20 protein-coding genes are annotated in these 17517 nt (G+C 61.5%); all 20 read left to right on the top strand.

Annotated elements, in window-relative coordinates; translation table 11 throughout:
* Nucleotides 1–18 precede the first annotated feature (18 nt).
* Nucleotides 19–1695, top strand: coding sequence for a terminase large subunit (locus ACWGXF_RS17060; protein ID WP_452102175.1), 1677 nt, complete (start codon nt 19–21; stop codon nt 1693–1695).
* Nucleotides 1692–2984 carry a phage portal protein gene (locus ACWGXF_RS17055; RefSeq protein WP_087864474.1) on the top strand — a complete coding sequence of 431 codons (1293 nt, stop codon included), beginning with the start codon at nt 1692–1694 and terminating at the stop codon, nt 2982–2984. The genes ACWGXF_RS17060 and ACWGXF_RS17055 overlap by 4 nt, the downstream gene beginning before the upstream one ends.
* Nucleotides 2981–3772 (top strand): head maturation protease, ClpP-related, encoded by a 792-nt coding sequence (locus ACWGXF_RS17050; RefSeq protein WP_452102174.1) that lies wholly within the window; start codon nt 2981–2983, stop codon nt 3770–3772. Before ACWGXF_RS17055 ends, ACWGXF_RS17050 begins: the two co-directional genes overlap by 4 nt.
* Nucleotides 3773–3868: 96 nt before the next feature.
* Nucleotides 3869–5110 (top strand): phage major capsid protein, encoded by a 1242-nt coding sequence (locus ACWGXF_RS17045; RefSeq protein WP_452102173.1) that lies wholly within the window; start codon nt 3869–3871, stop codon nt 5108–5110.
* A gap of 48 nt (nt 5111–5158) precedes the next feature.
* Nucleotides 5159–5707, top strand: coding sequence for a hypothetical protein (locus ACWGXF_RS17040; RefSeq protein WP_452102172.1), 549 nt, complete (start codon nt 5159–5161; stop codon nt 5705–5707).
* Between the two features lie 4 nt (nt 5708–5711).
* Nucleotides 5712–6041 (top strand): head-tail connector protein, encoded by a 330-nt coding sequence (locus ACWGXF_RS17035; protein WP_452102171.1) that lies wholly within the window; start codon nt 5712–5714, stop codon nt 6039–6041.
* Entirely contained in the window at nt 6041–6364 is a 324-nt protein-coding gene (locus ACWGXF_RS17030; RefSeq protein WP_452102170.1) for a phage head closure protein, read from the top strand. The genes ACWGXF_RS17035 and ACWGXF_RS17030 overlap by 1 nt, the downstream gene beginning before the upstream one ends.
* The gene (locus tag ACWGXF_RS17025) at nt 6357–6905 is read left to right on the top strand and encodes an HK97 gp10 family phage protein (RefSeq protein ID WP_452102169.1); all 549 of its coding nucleotides are present in this window, start codon (nt 6357–6359) and stop codon (nt 6903–6905) included. Before ACWGXF_RS17030 ends, ACWGXF_RS17025 begins: the two co-directional genes overlap by 8 nt.
* Complete coding sequence (gene gp17, locus ACWGXF_RS17020) at nt 6905–7246, top strand: tail completion protein gp17 (protein ID WP_452102168.1); 342 nt, start codon at nt 6905–6907, stop codon at nt 7244–7246. Before ACWGXF_RS17025 ends, gp17 begins: the two co-directional genes overlap by 1 nt.
* A 39-nt stretch (nt 7247–7285) precedes the next feature.
* Nucleotides 7286–7819 carry a hypothetical protein gene (locus tag ACWGXF_RS17015; protein ID WP_452102167.1) on the top strand — a complete coding sequence of 178 codons (534 nt, stop codon included), beginning with the start codon at nt 7286–7288 and terminating at the stop codon, nt 7817–7819.
* Between the two features lie 102 nt (nt 7820–7921).
* Nucleotides 7922–8575, top strand: coding sequence for a phage tail tube protein (locus tag ACWGXF_RS17010; protein ID WP_452102166.1), 654 nt, complete (start codon nt 7922–7924; stop codon nt 8573–8575).
* A gap of 2 nt (nt 8576–8577) precedes the next feature.
* The gene (locus ACWGXF_RS17005; protein ID WP_452102165.1) at nt 8578–8973 is read left to right on the top strand and encodes a phage tail assembly chaperone; all 396 of its coding nucleotides are present in this window, start codon (nt 8578–8580) and stop codon (nt 8971–8973) included.
* Between the two features lie 23 nt (nt 8974–8996).
* On the top strand, nt 8997–9293 hold the full coding sequence (locus ACWGXF_RS17000; RefSeq protein WP_452102164.1) for a DUF1799 domain-containing protein: 297 nt from the start codon (nt 8997–8999) through the stop codon (nt 9291–9293).
* Nucleotides 9290–10858: a phage tail length tape measure family protein gene (locus ACWGXF_RS16995; RefSeq protein WP_452102163.1), complete on the top strand. Its 1569-nt coding sequence runs from the start codon at nt 9290–9292 to the stop codon at nt 10856–10858. Before ACWGXF_RS17000 ends, ACWGXF_RS16995 begins: the two co-directional genes overlap by 4 nt.
* Nucleotides 10830–12131 carry a phage tail tape measure protein gene (locus ACWGXF_RS16990; protein WP_452102162.1) on the top strand — a complete coding sequence of 434 codons (1302 nt, stop codon included), beginning with the start codon at nt 10830–10832 and terminating at the stop codon, nt 12129–12131. Before ACWGXF_RS16995 ends, ACWGXF_RS16990 begins: the two co-directional genes overlap by 29 nt.
* Complete coding sequence (locus ACWGXF_RS16985) at nt 12128–12460, top strand: phage tail protein (RefSeq protein WP_452102161.1); 333 nt, start codon at nt 12128–12130, stop codon at nt 12458–12460. The genes ACWGXF_RS16990 and ACWGXF_RS16985 overlap by 4 nt, the downstream gene beginning before the upstream one ends.
* Nucleotides 12453–13145 (top strand): phage minor tail protein L, encoded by a 693-nt coding sequence (locus ACWGXF_RS16980; RefSeq protein ID WP_370466551.1) that lies wholly within the window; start codon nt 12453–12455, stop codon nt 13143–13145. Before ACWGXF_RS16985 ends, ACWGXF_RS16980 begins: the two co-directional genes overlap by 8 nt.
* Nucleotides 13146–13213: 68 nt before the next feature.
* Nucleotides 13214–13927 carry a C40 family peptidase gene (locus ACWGXF_RS16975; RefSeq protein WP_452102160.1) on the top strand — a complete coding sequence of 238 codons (714 nt, stop codon included), beginning with the start codon at nt 13214–13216 and terminating at the stop codon, nt 13925–13927.
* A complete protein-coding gene (locus ACWGXF_RS16970) occupies nt 13924–14472 on the top strand; it encodes a tail assembly protein (protein ID WP_452102159.1) in 549 nt (182 codons plus the stop codon). Before ACWGXF_RS16975 ends, ACWGXF_RS16970 begins: the two co-directional genes overlap by 4 nt.
* Nucleotides 14472–17465: a host specificity protein J gene (locus ACWGXF_RS16965; RefSeq protein WP_452102158.1), complete on the top strand. Its 2994-nt coding sequence runs from the start codon at nt 14472–14474 to the stop codon at nt 17463–17465. The genes ACWGXF_RS16970 and ACWGXF_RS16965 overlap by 1 nt, the downstream gene beginning before the upstream one ends.
* Nucleotides 17466–17517: the final 52 nt, after the last annotated feature.

The following is a 17517-nucleotide window of genomic DNA, read 5'->3' as shown; positions in this document are numbered from 1 at the left end:
TCATCGCCGGAGACCGATATGGAATGGACGACCTCATGCATTGATTGGGAGCGGCGAATAGTCGCGGGCGAGAGCCTGATTGTGTCGCCGCCACTTTTCCCTGATGTGGCTGATGAGGCCTGGGAGATCTGCCGACAGTTCCGCCTGATGGATCTGGGTGGAGTCACGATTGGCGATGTGGCCAGGCCTTGGTTGCGCGACTTGGTGCGAACCATCTTCGGTGCAGAGAGTCCGGAGGGGCGCAGGCTGATCAATGAATACTTCTTCATGGTCAGCAAGAAGAACGCCAAGAGCACGATTGCCGCGGCCATCATGTTGACCGCGCTGCTGATGAACTGGCGCGATGAGGCCGAGCTGCTCATTCTGAGTCCTACTCTCGAGGTGGCAAACAATAGCTACAAGCCGCTGTCGGCCATCATCAAGGCTGATGAAGAGCTGTCCAGCATCCTGAAGGTGCAGGACTATCACAAGCTAGTCACTCACAAAGATACCGGCGCATTCCTCAAGGTGGTGGCTGCCGATGAAGCGACCGTAACCGGCAAGAAGGCCGGCTTCGTGTTCGTGGACGAGTTGCATGAGTTCGGAAAGAAGGGGCGCGCATCGAACATGCTGCTGGAGGCCACCGGCGGCCTGGCGTCACGGCCCGAGGGATTCGTGATCTATGCCACCACACAGTCGGAAGAGCCGCCTGCAGGTGTTTTCAAAGAAAAACTGTCCTACGCCAGGCGTGTGCGCGACGGCGAGAAGGTGGATCGCCGCTTTCTGCCGGTGATCTACGAGTTTCCCGATCACATGCTCAAGGCTGAGGAGCACAAGGACTTGGCCAATGCCTACGTGACAAACCCCAACTGGGGCGCGTCGGTGGACAAGGAGCGCATTGAGCAGCTGTACAGCCAGGCGCAAGAGGCCGGCGAAAAGGGTCTCAAGGAGTTCTTTGCCAAGCACTTGAACGTCGAAGTGGGCATGAACCTGCGCAACGACCGTTGGGCGGGCGCTGACTTCTGGCTCGCTGCAGCCATCCCGGTTTTCACGCTCGAGGAGCTGCTGGAGCGCTCTGAGGTCGTGACCGTGGGTATTGACGGCGGCGGCCTGGATGACTTGCTGGGCCTGGCCGTCATCGGTCGAGAGATCGATACAGGGCGCTGGCTGGTCTGGGGGCGAGGCTGGATCCACAAGATTGCCATGGAGCGGCGCAAGTCGGAGGCGTCCAAGTATCAGGACTTCATCAAGGCAGGAGACCTGGTGTTGGTCGAAGAAGTCGGCCAGGACGTGGACGAGGTGGTCGCCATCGTGGGCCAGATCGAGGAGTCCGGTCTGTTGGACAAGGTGGGCGTGGACCGCTTGGGCCTGGGCGCCATCTATGACGCCCTGGTGGGTACCGACGAGGAACCCGGGCCGATCCAGGCAGAGCAGGTGGTGGGCATTCCTCAAGGCTATCAACTCAATGGGGCCATCAAGACCGCCGAGCGGCATGTGGCCGCCAAAAAGATGGTGCACGGTGGCATCGCCCTTTTGGCATGGTGCGTGGGCAACGCCAAGACCGTGCTACAGGGCAACGCCGTCACGATCACGAAACAGGCCAGCGGCACTGGAAAGATTGACCTGCTGATGGCCATGTTCGACGCCGTGTACCTCATGGCTCTCAATCCGGAGGCGAAGGCCGGCCCGGCCATCTACTCCATGGAGCTGGGATGACACACACTTTCAATATGACGGCTGCCAACCACGGCAGCCGAGTCCTGGGCGACTGGATTGCGGGCCGCGAAGGCGCAGCAGAACGGGCCGGCCTGCTGGCGCTGGGCGAGAACGAGGTAACCAGCAGCGGCACATCCATGCAGGAGCTGGCCAACCTGCTCGGCGCCTCCAGCCGATCCGCCGCCGGCGTGCGCGTGACCCGCGAGGCTGCCATGCGCGTTTCAGTGGTTTATGCGGCCGTGGCGCTGGTGTCCGGCGCCATCGCTTCGCTGCCTATCTCGATCTACGACCGCGCAAGCCGCGAAAAGATTGACCATGATTACTGGTGGCTTCTGAATGAGCGCGCCGGCGAGCAATGGTCTGCCTTCACGTTCTGGGAGTACATATCCAGCTCCAAGCTATTCGAGGGGGACGGATTTGCAGAGCTGGTGCGCTCGAGCGTGCGGAGCTCCAAGGTCATCGCTTTGAAGCCTCACCACCCGCTGAGCGTGGAGCCATTCAAGAAGGGCGACCGGGTGCTCTACCGGGTCAATCCGACTGATGGAGGCCCGGCCTACACGCTGGATAGTGCCGACATGCTGCACTTCCCCAGCCTGGGGTTCGACGGCCTGCGCAGCCCGAGTCCGATCACGTTTGCGGGCCGGGAGGCCATCGGTGCGGCCATCGCCGCCCAGGACCACAGCAGCCGGTTCTTTGCATCGGGCGCTAACTTTGACTATGCGCTCAAGACCTCGGGCCGCCTGAACGACAAGCAGCTCAAGGAGCTTAAGGCTTCGCTGCTGGCTCGTATCCAGAACGGCGGGCGCGGCCCGCTGATCCTGTCCGGAGGCCTGGAGCCCGCGCAGTTGTCCATCAACAGCAAGGATGCGGAGATCCTGGCCACGCGGCTTTTCAACGTGGAGGAGATCTCGCGCATCCTGGGCGTGCCCCCTCACATGATCGGACACACCGACAAGCAGACCAGCTTCGGTACCGGCATCGAGCAGCAGGGCATCGGCTTCGTGCGCTACACGCTGGAGCGCCATCTGTCACCCATCAGTCAGGAGCTGAATTACAAGCTCTGGCCGATTCGCTCTCAGGTGTTCCTCGAGCACTTGCGTGAAGCCCTGGAGCGCGCGGATCTGAAAAGCCGCTACGAGGCCTACCGCATCGCCATGGGTCGTGCCGGCGAAATGCCGTTTATGGATGCCACTGAGGTGCGGCGCAAGGAGAACATGCCGCGCAACGACAGCCTGGCACGCAACCCGGGCGGCAGCCCAAGCAAAGACAACGGGAATGAAAAACCATGAGCAAACGACTGCTGCAGCTGCTGGCTGAAAACCGCCGCCCTTTCGAGCCCATCGAGAGCAAGATCATCTCGGCCAACAGTGACGGCCAGGCCGCGATCTATCTGTATGACCCTATCGTGGGCGACCGCGCGACGGCTGAATGGTGGGGCGGCGTCTGCCCCCAGGACTTCGTGCCCGCACTGCGCGCCCTCGATGCCGAGGAGATCACCCTTTACACGAACTGCCCCGGCGGTGATGTGTTCGCAGCCGAGGCCATGTGCCAGGCGCTGCGCGAGCACAAGGCCAAGATCACCATGCAGATCGAGGGCTACGCCGCCAGCGCGGCCACGGCCATCGCCTGCGCATGTGATGAGGTCGTGGCCACTGCCGCCTCCAAGTACATGATTCACCAGACTTGGACCATCGCCATCGGCAATGCCGACGATATGGACCATGTGGCCGAGCTGCTGCGCAAGTGCGACGGCACCATGTACGACGCCTACGAGGCGCGCACCGGCCAGGCCCGTGACCAGATCGAAGCCTGGTGCAAGGCTGAAACCTGGTTCACTGCCGCCGAGGCCGTCGAGGCTCGCTTTGTCGATCGCGTGCTGGAGGCCAGCCCGAGCGCCCGCGCCGCCGCCCGTCACTGGAATCTCTCGGCCTACAGCAACGGACCGCGCAGCGAAAGCCCGGCGCCCCCAGCCAAGGCGCCCCAGGAACCACCGGCGCCGACCATCGCCTACGCCACCCAAGACCACCGCGACCGCCAGCAGCAGCGCATGCGCATGCTGGCCCGTACCCGTCAGTAAAGCGCCTCGCGCAACTGAGACAGCCGCCCTTGAGGCGGTTTTTTTACGTCCTCTACGACCTGCGCGAGCGGTCACAACTGAAATGAAAGGCTCACCATGAGCAAACTTGCACAACTGCGCGCCCAGCGCGACGCCAAGGCCAAGGCAGCCGCCGAGCTGAACGCCAAGACTCCCGCCGACCAGCGCATGCCGGCAGCCGACGCATCGGCACTGGACACGATCCTGAACGAGATCGAGGCCATCGATGACGAGATCGCCCGAGAAAACCGCCTGACCCAGGTGGCCGGCGATGAGCATGCCGAGCATGAGGCAGCGCTCAACGCGGCAACCAATGGCGGCAACAACTCTAACGAAGCCCAGGCGCTGCGCGCCATGCTGGTGGGCGGCCTGTCCAATCTGACGCAGGAGCAGCGCTCCTCCATGGCAGCCCGCCAGACCGGCGATATTCGCGGCGCGATGTCCACCACCGTGGGCACGGAGGGCGGTTACACCGTGGCCACTGAGTTCAGCCGCACGCTGATCGAGGCCATGAAGCAAATGGGCGGCATGCGTGCCGTTGCTACGGCCATTCAGACAGGCACCGGTGCTCAAATGCTGTTTCCGACTGCGGACTCCACTCAGGAGGAGGGCGAAATCGTTGGCCAGAACGGGCAAACCAGCAAGCAGGACACCACTTTCGGTCAAGCGGCTGTCGATGTCTATAAATACAGCTCCAAGAGCATCGGCGTGCCTTTCGAGCTGCTGCAGGACTCGTTTATCGACATCGAGGCCTACCTCAAGAATCTGCTGCGTCTGCGCTTGGGTCGCATCCAGAACCGTCATCAGACTGTCGGTACCGGTGTCGGCCAGCCATTCGGCGCCGTGACTCGCTCTACCGTGGGCAAAGTCGGTGCCACCGGTCAGACAACTGGCGTCACCTATGACGATCTGGTGGATCTGGAGCATTCCGTGGACCCGGTCTATCGTGCGCTCTCCGGCTGGATGTTTCACGACGACACGCTCAAGATCCTGCGCAAGATCAAGGACGCCCAGAATCGCCCCATCTTCGTGCCTGGCTACGAGCAAGGTAACCCCGGCGGCGCACCTGACCGCCTGATGGGCAAGACCATCACCATCAATCAGCACATGGCGCCCATGGCCGCCAATGCCAAGTCCATCCTGTACGGCGACTTCAGCAAGTACCTGATTCGCGACGTGATGGATGTGACGCTGTTCCGCATGACCGACTCGAAGTACACCGAGGTTGGCCAAGTCGGTTTCCTGGCCTTCTGCCGCTCTGGCGGCAACCTGCTGGATGTGGGTGGCGCAGTCAAGCACTACGCCAACTCGGCCACCTGATGAACCCAGGTCCCGGCTTCGGCTGGGGCCGCACCTGAAGGAATCGACATGGCAAAGAATGACACCAAAAAGACTGCGGGCGCCGCGGCTCCTGATGCGAAGGAAGCCCAGGCCGATAAGGACGCCCAGGCAGTAGCCACGACAACGGGCGCGACAGAAGGCGCTGCAGGCGCAGCGCCCTCTGATGCATCGCCTGCAGCGAATGAACTGGCTGGCCAACCTGAGAATACGGCCGAGCAGCCCCAGGCAGAGTCTGCCGCAGGCGCGGCAGATGCTGTGCAGCAAGTTGACCGCGTGAGCGATACGCGGATCGAGGAGCTCGCGGACGCGCTGCTGGCGCGCGCCCAGGATAGCGGCGCGCTTGCCCCGCCTGCATGGCCGGCTCAGCTCTTCGATGTCCGCGTCCTTGCTCCCGTCACCATCGGCGGCGTGCGCTATCAGCCCAACACTGTGCTCGAAGGCCTGCCGCTGGCGCTGGTCGAGGCTCATATGGGCAGCATAGATCCTCACCCCGAGGCTGTGGACTATGCCCGCGCCAATGATGGGGAGGTGGTTCAGTACCAGGGGCCGGACCAAGAAGACGAAGGCCAGGACTAGACCCATGCAAAAGATGGACCTCGCCTACGCCAAGGGACATCTGCGCATCGACCCCGACGACACCGAGGAGGATGCGCTGATCTCGGGATGGATCCAGGCTGCATATCTGGCCATCGAGGGCAAGATATTCTGCAAGCTCTACGAGGACGAGGCAGCCATCCCCGAGGGCTCAACCGGCATCGTCATCGATGAGGGCATCCAGACCATCGCCCAGTTCATCCTCGGACACTTCTATGCCAACCGGGAAGCCGCGGCCCCCGGCCAGGCTGCAGAGATCCCGATGGGCGTGGACTGGCTTCTCGATCCCTACATCAACACCGCAGGGGGATTCTGATGCTCAAGGCCGGAATCTTGCGAGACCGCATCCACATCCAGCGCCGTCTACCAGGTGGTGGTGGGCTTGGGCAGCCTTCCAATAGCTGGGAGGCGGTGGCCAGCACCTGGGCGAACATTCGTTATGCATCCGGCAGTGAGACCATCCGCTCCGGACAAATAGCGAGCAAGGCCCAGGTGAGCATTCGCATTCGTTGGCGCACTGGTATCACTGCCGAGATGCGTGTTCTGTCACGGGGCGTTGAGTACGCTATCAAGGCCGTGCTGCCGGATCATCAGCGTCGCGAGTATGTTGATCTGGTCTGTGAGGTGACCAATGGCTAGGGGAGCAAACTCCCTGATTGCCGCAGTTGATCTTTCGGGGGTTGAGTCGCTGTTTGATGATCTGGGAGACGCAGCTGAGGAAGCAGCCCGGCCTGCGGCACAGGCTGCCGCCCAGGTGTTCTACGACACAGCGAAGGCCAACGTCGGCAGGATCAAGAAGCTCTCGGGCAACCTGGACAAGGCCATTTATCAGGCGTTCTCTCCAGAGAACAGCGGGCAGGGCGTTGCTGAATATCACATCAGCTGGAATGCCAAGACCGCGCCGCACGGCCATCTGCTGGAGAACGGCTTTTGGCAGCGTTACCAGGTGGTGATGACCCGAAAGGGCTGGGTGACGCTGGCGCGGCCGGAGAGCGCCGGCAAGAAGAAGCCGCGGCGCAGAGCCAGTCAGGCCGAGAAGGATGCGTACTACCTGCCCCGTCCGGGCGGGCCGGTCTACATCCCGGGCAAGGCTTTCATGCGCGGCTCTCTGCGCGCGGAGCCGGCTGCTGTGCTGGCCTCGGCTGATGTGCTTTGGCAAGCGTTGGAAAGGGTGAAGTGATGGACGAAGCTCTACACGCAGCCATTGCGGCCGTAATCCCGAGCTGCTACGGCACTGTGGCCCCGGCTAACGCGCAAACGCCTTATGTGATCTGGCAGCGCTTTGGTGGCGATACCAGCGAATACCTGGACAACGAGGATTCTCAGGTAGACGCCGCCGATGTGCAGATCCGGATTTTCAGCCAAGATATTCTGGAGCCGAAGCGACTGATGCCGCAACTGGTGAGCGCGCTCCGTCAGCACCCAGAACTGACCATTCGGCCAGTCGGAAACGTCCGCGATGACTTCGACCACGATATGAATCTGTTTTCAGCAGATCAGGATCTGTTAATTTCTTACTGATTGAATTTGATACGATGCTGCAAATTTATCGGAGGGGTGATGAGAGTTGCAATTATGGCTGGCGCTGCTTCTTTTTTGGTCGGCTGCGTAACGCCGGGTCCAGTCCAGCAGACTATTAAAGTAAATGAGCCCTTTGACAAGGTTGAAGCATCAGAGATGATTTCTGAGGGCAGCGTAACACTGAGTGGTACAGCTTTTCTTCGTCAGCAAGGCGGTGGCGTGGTCACGTGCGCTGGCAACGAAGTGCGCCTGCTGCCTGCGACCAAATATGCCTCTGAGCGAATGGCTGGTATTTACGGAAAGGCATTTGTTCGGGATGAGATTAAATACCTGAACGTGTATTCGCCACGGTTAAGAGCCATAGTTCAGCCAAACCCTCCTGAATACATGCAGTACACACGTACAACCACATGTGATGCGCAAGGGAATTTTGAGTTTCAGGGCGTTAAGGACGGACGGTACTTTGTCATTTCTCGAGTAATTTGGCGAGTTCGCATGGACGAAGGCGGTATGTTGGCTTCCTTGGTCGCTGTCCAGAATGGCAAAGCCAGCCGAATAATCATGTCCAAGTGATTTAGTTAAATCCGCCTTCGGGCGGTTTTCATTTGCCCGAAAGGGCTATTACCCGCCACGGGCAACCTGGCGGGTTTTTCTTTGCCTGAAAGGGGCACAACCATGCGCAAAGTTCCTCTGCCCGATGGGGCAAAACTCTATCTGTACACCGCTGCTCTTACTGCCCTGGCTGCTGGTGCCATGTCCAATGCCGCACATGCGGTGGTGACAGTGGCCAATGATTTGCAGGCCAAGGCTGTAGTCGTCATCACCAGCGAGGACTACCCTGAGCTGGAAGGTCGTGTGGCCCGCGTGAAGGCCGCAACGGTCGACAGCGTGACTCTGGACGGTGTTGATACCAGTGATCTCACAAAATTTCCGGAGGGTGGTGAGGTTTCGCTGATCCCTTTGGTTGCCGACAAATGGCAGCGCCTGCCGTATGTGCCCAGTTTCGGGTTGAGCGGTGGCGAGCTCAAGACTGGCAGTAGCAGCTATCTGGACGTTGAAGACGAGCAGGAATTCAGTCAAGGCCGCTCGGCGCGACGCCTGGAATACACCCTCAGCTGGAAGCAGGATGGCGTGGCCCGCGCTGCTTTGAAGGCTGCTAATGGCCTGGAGACCGTGCACCGCTTGGACTTCAAGGAAGGCTCTGCCAGTTACTACGTGGGCGAGCTGGCCTATGACGATGTGCCCAGCACAGAAAAGGGCAGCGAGCAGACCACCAAGTCCACGTCTCTGCTGCGTGGCGCTCCGACCACTCTGGCGAAGGCTGCTTGATCATGAGCGAGCAGATCGCACGCCAGATCGTGCTGGGACAGCGGCCCAAGGGCATCGTTCATTCCCTCAAGGTTGCCATGCCGGACGGCACCGAGGGCTTGCTACCTGTGACCTTTCGATACCGCGACCGCGTGGAGTTCGGTGCATTCCTCGACGGCCTTTTTTCGGTGGAGCCACCGGCTTTCGATGTTGCCGCAGGTCAGCCGTCCACTCAGCAGCAGCGCGGCGTGGTGCAGATCAATGGACAGTATCTGCACAGCTGCCTGGAAGGCTGGGGCCTGGATGCGCCGTTCACCCTGGATAGCTGTATTCAATTGGCAAGTGAGCTGCCAGCAGCTGCCCAGGCCGTGATGAACACCTACAAGCAGCTGTGCATGGAGGGCCGCTTGGGAAACTGATTGCGGCAGCGCGTGCGCGATACATGCAGCTCCCGGATGCCCAGTACCTCAAGGAATGGGGGCTGCCGGTGAGCCAGTACGCCGACATGTTCAACGTCAAAGTCTGGCCCGAAAACTGGACTGCCTGGTGCCTGTTCGATGCCCTGCAAACGCAGTGGCGTGTCGGCGCCGGCGGTGTGGTGGGGCTGGACTACGGCGTGCTGGCCGACGAACTACGCGCCCGCGAAATCCCCCATGAAGACCACGACCGGCTGCGCGCCGAGGTGCGCGTCATGGAGGCTGCCGCACTTCAAGAAATCTATGCTGAGGCCGAAAAATGAGCGATACCGACCGCCGTAAAGTCCAGATTGAGGCCTCGCTAGATGCCACGGGCGTGCGCGAGGGGGCGGATGACGCTCTCAAAGCCGTCAAGGGCATGGCCAACGGGATGGAGAGCGAGGGCCAGCGCGGGGCGAGGGGCATGAAGCTGCCGGAGGAGCAGTCGAAGCAGACCTCTGCGGCAATGTCTCGTGCCGAAAAGAGCATGGTCGGCAGCATCCAGCGCGCCACTGCCGCCATGCAGTCTGGGGGCAAAGCTGGAGCCGACTACTACGACATGCTGGCAAAGCAGCGTGGAATCTCAGGTGACGTCCTCAAGCCCTATATCGACCAACTGCGTCAGGCTGAGGCGGCGCAAAAGCGCCTGAGCCAGTCGGGCGACTACGTCATGAGCGACCGCGCCAAGGCTGCAGCTCTGCGTGGCGTGCCTGCGCAGTTTCAGGACATCATCGTGTCGTTGCAGGGCGGACAGAATGCAATGACTGTGGCCCTGCAGCAGGGCTCGCAGCTGATGACCATGCTGGGTGGGGCGGGGGAAGCAGCAAAAGCGCTGGGCGGTTATGTGCTGGGCCTGGTGAATCCGTTCACGCTTGCCGCCGTAGCAGCTGGCGTCTTCTCTTATGGTCTTTACTCGGGCGCCAAAGAGGCCCATGCATTCCTGGTCGTGCTGCAAAAGACTGGCAATCAGGCCGGCACCAGCGTCCAGCAACTGGTGGACATGTCCGCTGCCATGGATAACGTGGCAGGCATTACCCAAGCCAAAGCGGCCGAGGCCCTGGTCACATTTGCAGCGAATGCGGGTGTGGGGGCTGACCGCCTGCAGCGCTACACCACGACAGCGATTGAGTGGGAGCGTGCCACCGGGCAATCCGTGGAGGAGGTGGCCAAGGACTTCAAGAAGTTGGGCGAAGACCCCGTCAAGGCGGTGCTTGAGCTGAACAAGCAAATGGACTTCCTGACGTCGGCAACCTTTGAACAGATCAAGTCGTTGCAGGAAGTGGGGCGCGAGACGGATGCCGCCCGCGTGGCCCAGGACGCCTACGATTCGGCCATGGCCGGCGCTACCAGCACGATCACCGCCAACTTGGGGTCGGTTGAAAAGGCCTGGATTGCCATCCGCAATGTGGGTGCCGAGGTGATCGACATGATCAAGTCTCTCGGCCGTCAGGAGGGCATGCATGCTGTGGTGGAGCGGCTGCAGAAGGAGGTCAATGACTACCAGGACCGTGGCCCGACCAACTCTGTGACCGAGAGCACGGGCAGCTATGCCAAGGGCCTCAAGACCCGTCAGAACAGGCTTGACAAGGCGCGCGAGATGTTGGGGCTCTCGGAGTCGGCCAACACTTATGTGCAAGGCTCTCGGGAACGTGAGCAGGCACTTATCAATCTGAGTGCTGAAGCCAGCAAGCACTATGACAAGCAGACGCAAAAGCGCCTGGAGCTGGCCGCTGCTGAGAAGAAATACGGAGAGGCCGCCAAGACCAGCGCAGAGGCCCAGAAACAATATGACCTGGTCGTCGCCGGCATCAATAAGAAGTATGAGGAGAAAGAGAAGAAGGGGGGGTAGCACGGCGCCTGCTTCCCGTCGCCTTGATCTTTCAGAGATCCAGAATGCTGCCCGCGAAGAAGTCCGCATCATTGACGGCAAACAAAAGGATCTGGAGCGCCTGCGCCAGTCCGGGCTGATTGATGACCAAGGCTACTACAGCCAAAGGCGCGACCTGATCCAGCAATCCAGCAAGGTGGAGGAGGCTGCTCTGCAGGAGCAGATAGCCCGTCTACAGCAGGAGAAGGTCAAGGGCAGTGATGCGCTGGCCGTCAAGAAGCAGATTGCGGATACCGAGTCCAAGCTCGCAGCAAAGCGCCTGGAGACTGGGGAAAAGCTCAAGGCTCTGAGCCATGAGGAAACCATTGCCTCTGATCGCCAGCGCATGGCAATGGAGTCTTTGGCGGAGTCGCACAAGCGTGCCATGGAGCAGATGCGGGAGCAGCAGCAGCGCACTATCAGCGCGGCATGGATGGGCACCAAGGATCGCCAGCGTGCTGAAGGCATATGGAGTATCAAGGACAGCTACCTTGCAGAAGAGCGCAACTTGCGCGACCGGCGCATGTACACGCCGAATCTCTCCAAAGAGCAGCAGGCACAGATCGATCAGCGCTTGGCTGACCTAAAGGCGGAGAAGGAAGAGCGAATCCGCATCGCTGAGGCCACCTATGCAGAGCTGGACCACCTGCAGACAAGGTGGGAGTTGGGTGCCAGTTTCGCGCTACAGAACTATGTCGACCAGGCCGCAAATGTGGCGCAGCAGACGGCCGATGCCTTCACCAATGCATTCAAGGGCATGGAGGATGCGCTGGTCAACTTTGTGATGACGGGCAAGCTGGATTTCAAGTCCCTTGCCAATTCGATCATTGCTGACCTAGTGCGGATTCAAGCTCGCCAGATGCTTGCAGGCCTGGCTACGGGCGCGCGTGGCCTTCTGGGCTTTGCCACGGGCGGCTACACGGGCGACGGCGGCAAGTATGAGCCGGCTGGTGTGGTGCACCGTGGCGAGTACGTCATCAATGCTGAAAGCACCAAGCGTGTCGGCCTCGGCTTGCTCAATCGCCTCAATGGTTACGCCGAGGGCGGGCTGGTGGGTGGGCCGCCATCAATCGCCCGCCAGGCGGGTAGCGGTGATGCAGCTGGCGGGGATGTCCATGTCTCCGTGACGGTGGATGCCAGGGGCTCCAGCGTGAAAGGCGATGACGCCAAATCCAACCAGCTCGGCAAGATGATCGGCAGCGCCGTGCGCGAGGTCATTCTGCAGGAGAAGATGCCCGGAGGAATGCTTTCATGAGTACTTTTAACTGGCGCCCGAATAGCGGGCCGACTCAGGCCAGGCAGCCCAAAGTCAGGACGGCGGCGTTTGGCGATGGCTATCAGCAGCGCGTGGCCAGCGGCATCAACGCCAGTCCGCGCAGCTGGTCGCTGCAGTTCACAAGGCGTGAGGCGGATATCGATGCGATCGAGGTGTTTCTGAATGCCCATAACGGCGTGACCTCCTTTGACTGGCAGCCGCCCACCGGCTTGCCGGGCAAGTGGATCTGCCGATCCTGGTCGCGCACAGTCACGGTCAGAAAGGTGCAAGGCCTGGAAGCCACTTTTGAGGAGGTGTTCGGTGATTGAATCCGATGTGCAAAAACTCAATCCGGGTGCGCTGGTCGAGATGTTCGAGCTAGATGCTACCGCCGTCGGTGGCGATGTGCTGCGCTGGCATTCCGGGGTGAACTTCGTTGGCAACGACTTGGTGTGGAACGGGAAGCTCTATGCGCGCTTCCCGGTTGAGGCCTCGGGTTTCGAGAAGTCCGGCAAGGGCCCCATGCCGCGCCCCAGGGTGCGGGTAGCCAATGTCTCCGGCTTGATCGGTGCGTTGGCGCGCGGACTGGATGACTTGATGGGGGCCAAGGTCACGCGGCGGCGCACCTTTGTCAAGTATCTGGACGCAGTCAACTTCCCCGGCGGTGTGAATCCACAGGCCGACCCGAACTGCGCATTCGCCGATGAGATCTGGTTCGTGGACCGCAAGGCCAACGAGAACGGGGTCTTCATCGAATTCGAGCTGGCGGCGGCCTTTGATGTGCGCGGTGTCAAGCTGCCGAGGCGCCAGTGCATCCAGAACTCCTGTATCTGGATTTATCGCGGCCCCGAGTGCGGCTACGCCGGCGGCCCGGTAGCTGACAAAAACGATGTGCCCACCACCAATCCCGCCAAAGACGGCTGTGGCAAACGCCTGGCCAGCTGCAAGGCCCGCTTTGGCGCTTATGCCGAATTGCCCTTTGGCGCCATGCCAGGGGTGGGACTGATCCGCTGACTGTGCCGGCCTGTCCGACGCTTTCTGAGTTCAACGCCAGCTTAGTCGCTGGCTTTTTTGTTTGTGCCATGAAGCCTACCGAATCCATCCTGGCCGAGATCCGCTCCCATGCCGAGCGCGAATATCCGCGCGAGTCCTGCGGGCTGGTCATTGTGTGCAAGGGCCGCCAGCGCTACGTGCCGGTGCGTAACATCGCCGATCGCAACGAGCATTTTGTGATGCACCCCCTGGACCAGGCTGCAGCCGAAGACTTGGGCGAGGTGGTGCTGGTGGTGCACTCGCACCCCAATCTGCCGCCACTGCCGTCCCAGGCCGACCTGGTGGGCTGCGAGGCCTCGGGCCTGCCGTGGCTGATCGTCAACTGGCCGACCGGGGCGATACACCAGTTTGCGCCGTCCGGCTATGTGCCGCCGCTGTACGGGCGCGAGTTTGCCCACGGCGTGCTCGACTGCTACTCGTTCATCCAGGCCTACTACCAGCAGACGTTGGGCTTGGTTCTGCCGGATTTTGAGCGCGACGACGAATGGTGGCTCAAGGGCCAGAGCCTGTACCTGGATGGATTTGCCTCTGCCGGCTTTGAGCAGGTGCAGGGATCGCCTCAGCAGCATGACGTGTTGCTGATGCGGGTAGCCGCACCCGTGCCCAACCATGGCGCCGTGTACCTGGGCGATGGCTGCATAGGGCAGCACCAGATGGGGCGCCTGTCCAGCCGTGATGTGTACGGCGGCTGGTACGAAAAAATCACCACGCATGTTTTGCGCCACAGGAGCTTGATGCCATGAAGACAGTGATGCTGTACGGCTTTCTGGGCCGCCAGTTCGGTCGCGTGCACCGCTACGACGTGCGCACGCCGGCCGAAGCGGTGAGGGCTCTGTCCGTGACGTTGCAGGGCTTTCGCCAGGCCCTGATCGATGGTGGCGCCTACCAGGTGCTGATTGGCGGCAAGAGCAATATTGGCCGTGAGCAGTTGTGTGACCCGGTATCGGGCCGCGAAACCATTCGCATCATTCCCGTGGTAGCGGGGGCGGGGCGTGGCATTGGGCAAACCATTCTTGGCGCTGTTTTAGTGGTCGCAGGTTACTGGACGGGCAATGCTTATCTAGCCAATACAGGGATAGCGATGATGATCGGCGGGGTATCGCAGATGCTATTTGCGCCAAAACAGACAAGCGGCCCCGCAGACCGCCCAGAGAACAGACCAAGTTTTTCGTTTGACGGCGCCGTCAACACGGCCGCTCAGGGCAACCCTGTCCCCGTCCTGTATGGCGGGCCTTTGATCGTCGGCTCGCAGGTGATCTCTGCCGGCTTGTCCGTGGAGCAGATCTAATGCGACAAATTCGTGGAGCGGGCGGTGGTGGCAAGGGCGGCGGTGGCGGTGGCGGCCGCACGCCTGTCGAATCCCCCGACAGCCTGCGCTCGCGCCAATATGCGCGGGTGCTGGATTTGGTTTCCGAGGGCGAGGTCTCGGGCCTGGTCAATGGCCTGCAGTCTGTGTACCTGGATGACACCCCGGTTCAGAATGCTGATGGCAGCTACAACTTTACAGGGGTCACCCTGGACACGCGGCCCGGCACGCAGTCCCAGTCCTATATCCCCGGCTTTGGCGCCGTGGAGTCTGAAACGGCGGTGTCTGTGGCCGTGACGGCGGCGCTGCCCGTCGTGCGCTCTATCAGCAATGCCAACGCCAACGCGGTGCGCGTGACGGTCTCGGTGTCGCAGCTGAGCCAGCAGAACATAGAGAACGGTGATGTGAGCGGCACGTCCGTGACCCTGGCCATCGACGTGCAGACGGTTGGCGGCGGCTATGTGCAAATGGTCTATGACACGATCAGCGGCAAGACCACTAGCCGCTACCAGCGCTCCTATCGCATCGATCTGAGCGGCAGTGGCCCCTGGGATATCCGTGTACGCCGAATCACTGCCGACTCCACCACGCAGACGCTGCAAAACGCCACCTACTGGGACAGCTACACCGAGATCATCGACGCCAAGCTGCGCTACCCCAACTCGGCGCTGGTGGCGCTCTCGGTGGATGCCGAGCGATTCCGCTCCATTCCGAGCCGCGGCTACGAGATGCGAGGCGTCCATGTCCGCATTCCGAGCAACTACAACCCGGCCACCCGGGTCTACAGCGGGGTCTGGAACGGAACCTTCACCACAGCCTGGACTAACAACCCTGCTTGGTGTTTCTACGATATGTTGACCTCGGCGCGGTACGGCCTTGGCGCTTTCATCCAGGCACAGCAGGTGGACAAGTGGGCGCTGTACCAGATTGCCCGGTATTGCGACGAGCTGGTCAGCGACGGTTATGGCGGAAAGGAGCCGCGTTTTACCTGCAATCTCTATCTGCAGACCCGCGAGGAAGCCTATAACCTCGTCAATACCTTCGCTTCGATTTTCTGCGGTCTGAGCTTTTGGGCGGGCGGCTCCATTGTCACCACCCAGGACGCGCCCTCGGCTCCGGTGAAGCTGTTCACGCCGGCCAACGTGATCGATACCGACGCTGGTCCATTCAGCTACAGCGGCTCCAGCATCAAGACCCGGCACACCGTGGCGCTGGTGACATGGAACGATCCGGCCGACCGCTACCGCCAGAAAATCGAGTATGTCGAAGACCCGGACGGTATCGCTCGCTACGGCGTCGTGCAGACTGAGGTGGTTGCCATCGGCTGCAGCTCGCGCGGCCAGGCGCACCGGTTCGGCCGGCGCATTCTGTATGCCGAGCGCATGGAAACCGAGGTCATCGCGTTCCGCACGGGGCTGGACGGCTTAGACATTGTCCCGGGCGACATCATCCAGACTAGTGACCCGGTGCGCGCTGGCGTGCGCATGGGCGGGCGTGTTCTCGCCGCCACGCCTGGCGCCGTGACCCTGGATGCACCGGTCACGCTGGAGCCTGGCAAGGCCTATACCCTGTGGGTAACCTTGCCCGACGGCTCGGTACAAAGCCGCGCGGTGTCGACGGCCGCAGGTTCTGTTGGTGAGCTGAATGTCACGCCCGGCTTTAGCGCGGCACCCCAGGCCATGGCGGTGTGGGTGCTGGCTGCCGTCGACCTGGTTCCCGAGACCTGGCGCGTGGTGTCCGTCACCGAGAGCGACGGCACCCAGGCCGATATCACGGCTCTGGCCTACCGGGCCGACAAGTACGCAGCCATCGAGCGGGATCTGATTTTGGAGCCACTGCCGACCAGCTCGCTCGATACCGCGCAGGCGGCGCCCACGGATCTGACGATCGCCGAGTCGCTGTACCTGATCACCCCCGTGGTGGTCGGTGCACGCATGACCGTGTCCTGGGCGGGGTCGGCCGCCTACTACGAGCTGCAGTACCGCCGCCAAGGCGGCAACTGGCAGATCCTCTCCAGCAGCACGCCGTCGGTCGATATCCAGCCGGTGGAGGCTGGCTACTACGATTTCAGCCTGGTGGCCGTGAATGCGCTCGGACGGCGCTCGCGCCCTGTGCTGCTGGCCAAGGAAATCCAAGGCAAATACGCTCCGCCTGACGATGTGAGCGGCTTCACGGTGACCAAGGTGTCGGGTGTGGCCATGGCCAGATGGGTACAGCACCCGGATCTGGATGTGCAGATTGGCGGCCGGATTGTGGTGCGCTACTCGCCGGTCATTGGCGATGTGGGCTGGAATGATGGCTATGTGGTGGAGGAGTTTCCGGGGGCGACGATATCGGGCCTCATGCCTTTGATGACGGGAACCTACTTTGCCAAGGCTTTGGACTCGTCGGGCAACTGGTCCCGCAATGCCATCTCGTTTGTGGCAACTGAGGGCATGGTCACCGGCTTCATCACCGTAGCCACCACCGTCCAGGCCCCCGCCTTTGCTGGCACAAGGACCGGTGTTGCGGTGGTCAGCGGGGCGCTGCAGATCGATGGATCCGTACTGGTCGATTCGATGGCGTCATCCATGGACGAGTGGTCGGTGATGGATACGTTGGGGGGCGTGGCGGGAGAGGGCGGCTACGACTTCAGCGCCGTGATGGATTTGACGACGGTTGCCACGCGCCGGTTCGAGGTGGACATTGCTGCGCGCAGCTTTGATATGGGCGACTTCATCGATGCCCGCGAAGCGCTCATAGACGCCTGGGATTCAGTGGACGGCGACGTGATCAATGACTGCGACGTGACCTTGTATGCCGCCACCACCCAGGACGACCCTGCCGTCGCACCGGTCTGGAGCGACTGGACACCGTTCTTTGTGAGCGACTTCACCAGCCGTGCCATGAAGTTCAGGCTCGAGTTCGTGAGTGGTCAGCCGACCCACAACATCGCCGTATCGCGGCTCACTGTAAGGGCCAAGGTCCCTGCATGAGCCCTTGTCACTACCCATCATCCCGCTTCGCGGGGCCTTTTAAATCCAAGGA

This window comes from Comamonas sp. HJ-2, assembly GCF_053615495.1.
Note: the sequence above shows the minus strand (reverse complement) of the source record. Positions and strands in the feature narration are given on the sequence as shown.